The 1,958-nt window shown below is 36.0% G+C and carries 2 protein-coding genes and 1 pseudogene; all 3 read right to left on the reverse strand.

Features of this window, described 5'->3' with window-relative positions; genetic code table 11:
* A partial coding sequence (locus tag UC75_RS20485) for a M48 family metalloprotease (RefSeq protein ID WP_228137221.1) occupies positions 1–467 on the reverse strand: 467 nt, incomplete at its 3' end.
* 142 nt (positions 468–609) lie between these two features.
* Entirely contained in the window at positions 610–1,575 is a 966-nt protein-coding gene (locus tag UC75_RS06535; protein WP_013197255.1) for a 2-hydroxyacid dehydrogenase, read from the reverse strand.
* An 11-nt stretch (positions 1,576–1,586) separates the two neighbouring features.
* Positions 1,587–1,958, reverse strand: a pseudogene (locus UC75_RS20490) (hypothetical protein); the annotation flags it as partial.

The following is a 1,958-nucleotide window of genomic DNA, read 5'->3' on the forward strand; positions in this document are numbered from 1 at the left end:
AAACTTAATAACGTTTGGCCCTTAAAGGCTTCCTCTGAACGACTAAAATGCCTTTGGGATACGTGTGCAATTTCATGCGCCATCACCCCAGCAATTTCATCAATATTGCGAGCTGAAGCAATAAGTCCTGTATTAAGCGCGAATAGGCCACCTGGAACAGCAAATGCATTGATTTGTGGATCTTTAATAACAACTAGACCAATAGGCTGACCAAGTTGAGTCTCACTTAAAATACTTGAAAATACTTGAAAAAATTGGTCTTCGAGCCAGATATCTTGGATAACGGGCATTTGTTTATGAACTTCACGGAAAACTTTTTCACCAATAAATTTTTCTTTTTGTTGATCAAGCAAACCTATTCCACTTCCGATATTCGGAATTTCCACCTGATTCGCAGATGGCTGAGGGTCGAAAGACTGTGCATACGAAGCATTTGCTATAAAAGTCGCACTTAAAATAACTGGCAAAAATCTCAAAAGTTTTTCTCTATTAAAATTAAACCATAAAAAAAGCCTATTGATGTAAACCACAAAAATTGGTTTTCAATCAATAGACTTTTACTATATCACTCGAAATCGACTAGTTTTGCAATGAAGTGTTATTAATCACTTATATAAAGTTTTGGTTTACCAGATATCTAGGTGTTTTATCCTCTAAAGCTTCAACCAAATTTTTATAGGCCAGATTTGCCATTTTTTTACGGGTTTCAGCAGTAGCCGACCCCACATGAGGCAAAGTCACTACATTCGGTAATTTAAAAAGTCCCGAATCTTGTAAAGGTTCTTTTTCATACACATCTAAGCCAGCAGCAAAGATCTGATTTTGCTGTAAAGCTTCAATTAAAGCTTGCTCATCAACTACTGAACCACGGGCAATATTAATAAAAATAGCGTGCTTTTGCATAAGCTCAAACTGCGCTTTGCCCATTAAGGCTTTCGATTCATTATTTAAATCAACTGCAGTGACTACAAAATCAGACTGCTGTAGCAATTGATCCAAACCAAGATATTCTGCATTTAATGGTTCAGCTAATTCAGGCTTTTCACGACGATTATGGTAAACAATATTCATGTTAAATCCATAAAAACCACGACGTGCAATTGCAGCACCAATATTACCAAGTCCAATAATACCTAATGTCTTTCCAAAAACATCTAAACCGAACTGCTGAGGCCCTACCGTTCTTTTCCATTCACCTTGTTTAGTCCAATGATCCAGAAAAGGGACTTTTCTAGCGGCACTTAGTAATAATGTAAAAGCAAGATCAGCTGTTGTTTCAGTTAAAACATGGGGTGTATTTGCTAACCAGATTTTTCTTTGGTTTAAATAAGCCACATCATAATTGTCATAGCCCACTGTTACAGATGAAATAATTTTTAGTTTTTGGGCAGGTGCAAGGTTATTTTCATTCAGTACCCGTCCTGCACCAATCATCCCATCAGCATCTACAACGTGTTGTCTTATTTGTTCATTAATATCACCCAATTTTGGGTTAAGAACTACAACATGATAATCCTGTTGTAATCGAGACAAAATTTCTTCATCAATTTGGCTAAAAACTACAACTTTTTTCATGTAAATCCCTACTACTCGTTGTTATCTTGCATTAATTTCCATAACCTTTTTTTAAGGAGTGGTTTCTCCAGCATTTCTTTTAAACTTGCCAAATGGATAATATTGGCATGTTGAATATAAGAACATTCACCAAGACATAAGATCTTTTTATCTGCTGCAACAGCATCTAAGAAGCCTTGTATATATGAACCAGCGCCCCGCTGATCTTGATACGCAGCTAAAGGAAAAGGCCATTTTAGTTCAGCATACTGCCCTATTTTCGCTTTTTGTATGTTATTCCAGAGCTGTTTTTCTTCTTCAGCTAAATTAGTAACATCTAAAAAAATAACACATTTTTCAAGAGAAAAAGCCTGCAACTCAAATGATGCAATTTTAATGGCAGG

It is taken from the genome of Acinetobacter sp. V2 (assembly GCF_001188385.1).
Classification (GTDB): Bacteria; Pseudomonadota; Gammaproteobacteria; order Pseudomonadales; family Moraxellaceae; genus Acinetobacter; species Acinetobacter oleivorans.

Coding starts and splice junctions, on each gene's coding strand:
- UC75_RS06535 (WP_013197255.1), bottom strand. CDS start 1,575: ATGAAAAAAGTTGTAGTTTTTAGCCAAATTGATGAAGAAATTTTGTCT.